This window comes from Celeribacter persicus (assembly GCF_003050785.1).
GTDB lineage: Bacteria > Pseudomonadota > Alphaproteobacteria > Rhodobacterales > Rhodobacteraceae > Celeribacter > Celeribacter persicus.
The window spans coordinates 99,426-106,789 of record NZ_QAOH01000013.1; the positions used below are offsets into that span (position 1 = coordinate 99,426).

Annotated in this window: 6 protein-coding genes and 1 tRNA gene; 4 read left to right on the forward strand and 3 right to left on the reverse strand. The window is 60.0% G+C overall.

What is annotated here, in order from left to right:
• Positions 1 to 74 precede the first annotated feature (74 nt).
• Both C8N42_RS15370 and C8N42_RS15375 read right to left on the reverse strand, forming a co-directional pair.
• Positions 75 to 899 carry a metallophosphoesterase family protein gene (locus tag C8N42_RS15370; protein ID WP_107817455.1) on the reverse strand — a complete coding sequence of 275 codons (825 nt, stop codon included), beginning with the start codon at positions 897 to 899 and terminating at the stop codon, positions 75 to 77.
• A complete protein-coding gene (locus tag C8N42_RS15375) occupies positions 896 to 1,807 on the reverse strand; it encodes a diacylglycerol/lipid kinase family protein (RefSeq protein ID WP_107817456.1) in 912 nt (303 codons plus the stop codon). The genes C8N42_RS15370 and C8N42_RS15375 overlap by 4 nt, the downstream gene beginning before the upstream one ends.
• Positions 1,808 to 1,909: 102 nt before the next feature.
• Here C8N42_RS15375 and tgt point away from each other — a divergent pair, with 102 nt between their 5' ends.
• Together tgt and lon are read left to right on the forward strand one after the other, a co-directional pair.
• Positions 1,910 to 3,055, forward strand: coding sequence for a tRNA guanosine(34) transglycosylase Tgt (gene tgt / locus C8N42_RS15380; RefSeq protein ID WP_107817471.1), 1,146 nt, complete (start codon positions 1,910 to 1,912; stop codon positions 3,053 to 3,055).
• Positions 3,056 to 3,733: 678 nt separating this feature from the next.
• Positions 3,734 to 6,139, forward strand: a complete 2,406-nt coding sequence (gene lon / locus C8N42_RS15390) for an endopeptidase La (RefSeq protein ID WP_107817458.1) — start codon at positions 3,734 to 3,736, stop codon at positions 6,137 to 6,139.
• 106 nt (positions 6,140 to 6,245) lie between these two features.
• Here the strand turns inward: lon and C8N42_RS21660 are convergent, their stop codons facing one another.
• Positions 6,246 to 6,521: a hypothetical protein gene (locus tag C8N42_RS21660; protein ID WP_170109323.1), complete on the reverse strand. Its 276-nt coding sequence runs from the start codon at positions 6,519 to 6,521 to the stop codon at positions 6,246 to 6,248.
• Between C8N42_RS21660 and C8N42_RS21665 the strand changes: the two genes are divergently transcribed.
• On the forward strand, positions 6,520 to 6,810 hold the full coding sequence (locus tag C8N42_RS21665; RefSeq protein WP_170109324.1) for an HU family DNA-binding protein: 291 nt from the start codon (positions 6,520 to 6,522) through the stop codon (positions 6,808 to 6,810). The genes C8N42_RS21660 and C8N42_RS21665 overlap by 2 nt on opposite strands.
• A 60-nt stretch (positions 6,811 to 6,870) precedes the next feature.
• A tRNA-Val gene (locus tag C8N42_RS15400) sits at positions 6,871 to 6,945 on the forward strand.
• Positions 6,946 to 7,364: the final 419 nt, after the last annotated feature.

A 7,364-nucleotide genomic window follows, 5' to 3' on the forward strand; every position in this document is an offset into this window, starting at 1 on the left:
GTGGCTGGGCGCGTTAGGGAGAATGTGCCCGGAAAGATCAGGTGACGGGGTGTGGTTATAAAGACATGCTGCAATCACATGGCAAGCAGGGGCATGGCACGGTCATGCCCCGTTTTTCGCACCCAGCCGACGGGCCCCCGCAGGTAGTGACGGGGAGCTTGTGGCAGAAAGGTGGGTTGATCCGCAGCGCTCCAGACGGTGATGGTCAGCCCGCCATCCTCGGAGAGTTCGATCTGGTTGAAGGTGTTGGGCGTGCCGCGTGTCCGGGTCGAAAGCGCCGTACCCGCCTGAACGAACAACAGACCTGGCACCTGGGTGAAAGGCACGGCTTGGGCGGTGTGCAAATGACCGGAAAGCACGAGATCGGCCCCGGCGGCGGAGAGCGCAGTAAGCGCGGCTTTCGCCCCATGGGTGCGGGGCTTGTCGAGCGTCGGGGACTGTTCGAGCGGGTGATGCAGCACGGCGACGCGCAAACGCCCGTCGTCGGGGCCGAAATGCTCCATCATCCGTGTGAGATGCCGCTCGGAAAGCTTGCCGCTCTGCCAGGCGAAGGGGTTGACCGTGTTGATGCCCACGACCTGCATTTCCGGGGTTTCGAACGTAGGTTCCAGATTGGCGGAAATGGCTCGCTTGTAGCGGGCGAAGGGGGCAAGCCAGCGCATGACAAGATTGTCGAGCGGGGTGTCGTGATTGCCGGGCACGGCGAGCACGGGGGCTTCGATGGCTTCGATGAACCGGCGGGCCTTCTCGAACTGGCTGCGACGCGCGCGCTGGGTGACGTCGCCGGAAATCACCACGAGGGTCGGTTCCAGCCGTTCGAGCGTGCGCAGAAGCGGGGCGGCGAGCGCCGGGTCGGTGCGGCCGAAATGCAGGTCCGAGAGATGGATCAGGCGGGTCATGTGGCTTGTTCCTCCGTGCTGTGCGGGGTCAGGATGCGCAGGGGCATCTCGCTCATGGTGAGGGACAGGGGGGCAGACAGGCGGGCCTTCTCGCCATCGAACGCGGTAAGGAAGGGATGGTGCGAACCGCCGTGATGCGCGATCACCAGATGCTGAGCGCGAATGAGCGTGAAATCCTGTCGTGGCGGCATCTTGCGTGCGGCCAGTGTCAGCGCGAGGCGTAACAGGTCCATGCGCGAGCGGGCGTGGATCACGAAGGTGGCAAACCCGTCTTCCGAGATGGTCTGCGCCCCGTCGAGACCGAAGACATCGAGTTGATAGGCGGAGCGGGCGATGAAGACGAGGGGCGTCTTGATCTCATGGGGAGTGCCATCAGCGGTGATCGTCAGGCGCATCCGGTGCTGGGTTTGCAGGATGGTCTTGATCACCGACCAATAGGCCACGACACGGTGCCGCCCCCAACGGTCATAGATCGCCTCGCGTTTCTTGAGGATTGCCGGGTAGACGCCCAGAGAGGCGTTGTTGAGAAAGGCCTGTCCGTTGACCTGACCGACACGGATGTCATGCACCGTGCCGTCGCGCAACTGGGCGGCGGCTTCTTCAGGGGTTTCAGATAGGCCAAGGCCACGGGCGAAAAAGTTGAACGTGCCCATCGGCAGCACGCCCATCGGCACCTCGCGCCCGAGCATAGCATTGGCGATGGCCATTGCGGTGCCATCGCCACCGGCGGAGATCACCGCCTCGGCGCCTTCGGCAATCTTGTGGTCGATGAGGTCGCTGAGATCGGTGTCCGGATCGAGCATGATCACCTCACAGCCCGCTCCAAAGGCGTCACAGGCACGTGTCAGGGCCTCGCTGTCCTGAGCGTTGGTGCCGGAGCGGCGATTGGCAAGGATCACGGCACGCATCTTGGCGGTCTCCGGAATTAGGATGGGTTTGACGGTTCAACGCCTGAGAGCGAAAATCGTTGCATCTGGCTTGACGGGGCATTTGGCGCTATGGCCTGCGCCATGACCCAGAACACCACACCCCAGCGATTCTCATTTTCCGTCAGTGCCACCGACGGCAAGGCCCGGACGGGCGTCATCTCCACGCCGCGCGGCGAAATTCGCACGCCGGCTTTCATGCCAGTAGGGACGGCGGCGACCGTCAAGGCGATGATGCCCGAGAGCGTGCGCGCGACCGGGGCGGATATCTTGCTGGGCAACACCTATCACCTGATGCTGCGCCCGACGGCGGAGCGGATCGCAGCGCTGGGCGGGCTCCATAAGTTCATGAACTGGGAACGCCCGATCCTGACCGACAGCGGCGGGTTTCAGGTGATGAGCCTCTCCGATCTGCGCAAGCTGACGGAGGAGGGCGTGACCTTCCGCTCTCATGTGGACGGCTCGAAACATTTCCTGTCGCCCGAGCGTTCGATGGAGATTCAGAAGCTTCTGGGCTCCGACATCGTCATGTGTTTCGACGAATGCCCGGCGCTTCCGGCGGATCGGGATCGGATTGCAACCTCCATGCGGCTGTCGATGCGCTGGGCGGCGCGTTCGAAAGAGGCTTTTGGCGACCGGCCGGGCCATGCGCTTTTCGGCATTCAGCAGGGCGGGCTCGAACGCGATTTCCGCGAGGAGAGTGCCAGCGCCCTCAAAGAGATCGGTTTCGACGGCTACGCGATCGGCGGGCTGGCGGTGGGCGAGGGGCAGGAGCTGATGTTCCAGACCCTCGATTTTGCGCCGGATTTCCTGCCGGAGGACAAGCCGCGTTATCTGATGGGCGTGGGCAAGCCGGATGACATCGTGGGCGCGGTCAAACGGGGTGTCGACATGATGGACTGCGTGCTGCCCTCACGTTCGGGCCGCACTGGACAGGCATGGACGCGCCGTGGGCAGGTCAACATCAAGAACGCGCGCCACGCCGACGATCCGCGCCCCTTGGATGAGCATTGCACATGCCCCGCCTGCCGCAACTACTCGCGCGCCTATCTGCATCACGTTTTCCGCAGCCACGAGATCATTTCCTCGATGCTGCTGACCTGGCACAACCTGCATTATTTCCAGGAGATCATGCAGGGCATGCGCGACGCCATCGCGGGCGGCAGGTTCGAGGCCTGGGAAAAAGACTTCCACGACACGCGAGCGTTGGGCGATATCGAGCCTCTGTGATGTTCGAGCGTCCGAATGCAGACCGGATCAAAGCACTTTGCGCCTCGCGACGGATGTCTTTTGACGGAGCCGGACTTTAGGCGCTGGGGTTGAACGGTTTTCTGGACAGCGCAGGGCTTGTGTTTGGAGCGCTTTACAGGCCTGCGCGTGATATTCGGGGGAATTATGGCAATCAGATGCTCCCAAAGGAGCAGATTGTACGATTTCTCGGTGCTTATGTCTTCCCATATGAAAACGGCTTGCGCCTGCATTTCGAGACGCATGGTGGTAGGGCGATCTGTCTTGAGTTCAGTGGGGTATATGACGGAGACGCGCAAAATTGGGATACTCTGCATGTCTACAAGGAGATCGCGAAGGTCATGATGCGCATACCGGACAGGCATCTGATCCGACGGATCAGACTCGCACGTTTTCGTCAACTCCTATCGCGAATCCGTGCGAAGGGTGACAATTGAGGCGTGCCCGCAGAGGAATTTCTTGTGAAGCTCAATAGGTTGCAAACTGAGAGAATTCCGCCCTTGCGAGGCGCGGCCATGAAAGGCAAACTGACCGACAAGCCGTAACTTGACTTGGTTGAAATCACGGGGACAGGCCCCCAGATATAGACCCAAGACAGGAAAGACCGCATGGTTGCCGCAGGGGCGGGACCTTGGTCTTTTGCCAGAACAAGGAATGAACATGCACGAGCAAATCCAATCCTATCCCGTCCTGCCGCTGCGCGACATCGTGGTGTTTCCCCACATGGTCGTGCCGCTGTTCGTCGGTCGGGAAAAATCGGTCAAAGCGCTCGAAGAGGTGATGGCGCAGGACAAGCAGATCCTGCTCTCCGCCCAGATGGACCCGTCGGTTGACGATCCGTCCGAGGACGGCATCTTCCGCGTCGGCGTGCTGGCCAATGTGTTGCAGCTTCTGAAACTCCCGGACGGCACCGTCAAGGTGCTGGTCGAGGGCGAACGGCGCGTGCGGCTCGACCGTTTCCTCGAAAACGACAGCCATTTCGAGGCTGTGATCACGCCGCTTGAGGAAAGCGAAGGCGATCCGAATGCGGTCGCGGCGCTCCTGCGCTCCGTGCGCGAGGAGTTCGAACATTACGCCAAGGTGAAAAAGAACATCCCCGAAGAGGCGCTGGTCGCCGTTTCCGAGACGCGCGAGCCCGCCAAGCTTGCCGATCTCGTGGCTGGCCATCTGGGCGTCGAGGTGGACGAGAAGCAGAAGCTTCTGGAAACGCTTGCGGTCGATGAGCGCCTTGAGGCCGTCTTCGGTCTGATGCAGGGCGAGATGTCGGTGCTTCAGGTTGAGAAGAAGATCAAGACGCGCGTCAAATCGCAGATGGAGAAGACCCAGCGCGAATACTATCTGAATGAGCAGATGAAGGCCATTCAGAAGGAGCTTGGCGATGGCGAGGACGGGGCCGGTGAGATTGCCGAACTCGAAGAGAAGATCGCCGCCACCAAACTGTCGAAAGAGGCGCGTGAAAAGGCCGAGGGCGAGCTCAAGAAGCTCAGGAACATGAGCCCGATGTCCGCCGAGGCGACGGTTGTGCGCAATTATCTCGACTGGATGCTGTCGATCCCTTGGGGCACGAAATCCCGCGTCAAAAAGGATTTGAACCGGGCGCAGGACATTCTCGATCACGATCACTACGGGCTTGAGAAGGTCAAGGAGCGGATCGTCGAATATCTCGCCGTGCAGCAACGCAGCCAGAAGCTCAAAGGCCCTATCCTCTGCCTCGTCGGTCCGCCGGGTGTCGGCAAGACGTCTCTGGGCAAATCGGTTGCCAAGGCCACGGGGCGCGAGTTCATTCGCATCTCGTTGGGTGGCGTGCGTGACGAGTCCGAGATCCGGGGTCACCGCCGGACGTACATTGGCTCCATGCCGGGCAAAATCATTCAGGCGCTGAAAAAGGCGAAGACCACGAACCCGCTTATCCTGCTCGATGAGATCGACAAGATGGGCCAGGACTTCCGGGGCGACCCGGCCTCGGCGATGCTCGAAGTGCTTGATCCGGAACAGAACTCCACCTTCGTGGATCACTATATGGAGGTCGAATACGATCTTTCCAACGTGATGTTCCTGACGACCTCGAACAGCTACAACATGCCGGGGCCGCTTCTCGACCGGATGGAGATCATCCCGCTTTCGGGCTACACCGAAGACGAGAAAGCCGAGATCGCGAAACAGTATCTGATCCCGAAACAGATCAAGAACCATGGCCTCAAGGCCAAGGAATTCTCTGTGACGGATGAGGCGATCACCGATGTGATCCGCTATTACACCCGCGAGGCGGGGGTGCGGAATCTCGAACGCGAATTCGCCAAGATGGCGCGCAAGGCGGTGACGCAGATCGTGCGCAAACAGGTGGAGAGCGTGGAGGTGAACTCCGGCAATATCGAGGATTTCCTCGGGGTGAAGAAGTTCCGCTATGGTCTGGCCGAGAAGGAGGATCAGATCGGTGTTGTCACCGGGCTGGCCTATACTTCCGTGGGCGGCGATCTGTTGCAGATCGAGGCGTTGAAACTGCCCGGCAAGGGGCGGATGAAAACCACCGGAAAACTGGGCGATGTGATGAAGGAGTCCATCGATGCGGCCAGTTCTTATGTGCGCTCCATCGCGCCGCAGCTTGGGGTGAAGCCGCCGGTGTTCGACACGATTGACATCCACGTTCACGTCCCGGATGGCGCGACGCCGAAGGACGGGCCGTCGGCGGGGCTCGCCATGGTCACGACCATCGTGTCGGTGTTGACGCAAATCCCGGTGCGCAAGGACATCGCCATGACCGGCGAGGTTTCGCTTCGTGGCAATGCCACGGCCATCGGCGGGCTCAAGGAGAAACTTCTTGCGGCGCTGCGGGGCGGCATCAAGACGGTGCTGATCCCGGAAGAAAACGTCAAGGATTTGGCGGAGATCCCGGATAATGTGAAAGAGGGGCTGGAGATCATTCCCGTCACCCATGTGTCCGAGGTGCTCAAACACGCGTTGGTGCGGCAGCCCGAGCCGATTGAGTGGGATGAGGCCGCCGAAGAGGCCGCGCGTCTGGCGAAGCTGTCCTCGAATGGGGAGGGCCAGGGCGCAACAGCGCACTGATCCGATAATGGAAACAATTGTGAGAAAGCCGGCCTTCGGGTCGGCTTTTTGCTGTTACGCCAGCGACCGTATTGCACAGCGTTTGGGCAGATAAACTTTTGGGTCATCAAGGCACAACATTGCCGGGTTTGGTGCAATTTCCCATTTGCAGCGGGAAGGGGGAGAGAGTTAAGGTTTCCGCAACGGAAACAAACCACCAGAGGGGCTCTCTCATGGCATCGCGGACGACCGCATCCCGAAAAACCAAGACCACGCCGAAATCCGGAGCCAAAACGGCCCCGGTTTCGAAAAAAACCGAAGGAAAAACTGTGAAAAAGACCGTGCCGGTCAGCACCGAACCTGCGCCCGTGAAACCGCCCGAAACCACGGTGGTGGCGACCATGAAGAAGAAGGAGTTCATCGACCGGGTGGCCGAAGCCTCCGGCGTCAAGCGCGGCGAGGCCAGAAAGGCGGTCGAGGCGGCACTCAAGGAGCTTGGCGATGCGCTCCAGCGTGGCGAGGAACTGAACCTGCCGCCACTCGGCAAGATGACGGTGAAACGTCAGCAGGACGGTGGTGGCGCATATGTCATCGTCGCCAGGCTGCGTCGCTCCAAGACCATGCTGGGCGAGGAGGTCGAAGGCGGCAAGACCGCGCAAGAGGCTCCGGAAACGGTGACCGAGGAAATCTGAATTTTCTGGCAGAAGCCTCTTGCATCCGATTTTGCCAGAGGCTAAACACCGCGCCACGGCGGGTGATTAGCTCAGTGGTAGAGCGCTTCGTTCACATCGAAGATGTCAGGAGTTCAAATCTCTTATCACCCACCATCCTCTCCTTTTTTTGGATAAAGAAACGCCCTGAACATCGGGGATGGAACCCATTTGTTGAGCACGAATGGGTTTTCAAATGGCTGGCAGGGGTGCTTCGCTGAAAATGTTTCGGGGCGCGCTATCGTGTTCGGCTCATCGGGCTTCAGGATATTTGCGAAATCACCGGCCGTGCAACAAGCCGGAAAACTGCGGAAAGCTTTGGATGTGCCGACTGTTGTCTTGAGGTGATTTAATATTTGGCACCGGAGACGCGCCGGTTTCGAAGCAGGTTTTCAGAGAATTGTTGCGATTGGTCCGGAGAAAATGCCCGGACTTAAATGAATCTTATGGAATGGACGCCCTTTGCACCCAAGCCGATAGTTTCGGTACAAATGGCAAGCAAAAGGAGTTCATAAAATGCAGTTGCTCGCGATCGA

Coding starts and splice junctions, on each gene's coding strand:
- tgt (WP_107817471.1), top strand. CDS start 1,910: ATGACCCAGAACACCACACCCCAGCGATTCTCATTTTCCGTCAGTGCC.
- C8N42_RS21660 (WP_170109323.1), bottom strand. CDS start 6,521: ATGGTCGCCACCACCGTGGTTTCGGGCGGTTTCACGGGCGCAGGTTCG.
- C8N42_RS21665 (WP_170109324.1), top strand. CDS start 6,520: ATGAAGAAGAAGGAGTTCATCGACCGGGTGGCCGAAGCCTCCGGCGTC.
- lon (WP_107817458.1), top strand. CDS start 3,734: ATGCACGAGCAAATCCAATCCTATCCCGTCCTGCCGCTGCGCGACATC.
- C8N42_RS15375 (WP_107817456.1), bottom strand. CDS start 1,807: ATGCGTGCCGTGATCCTTGCCAATCGCCGCTCCGGCACCAACGCTCAG.
- C8N42_RS15370 (WP_107817455.1), bottom strand. CDS start 899: ATGACCCGCCTGATCCATCTCTCGGACCTGCATTTCGGCCGCACCGAC.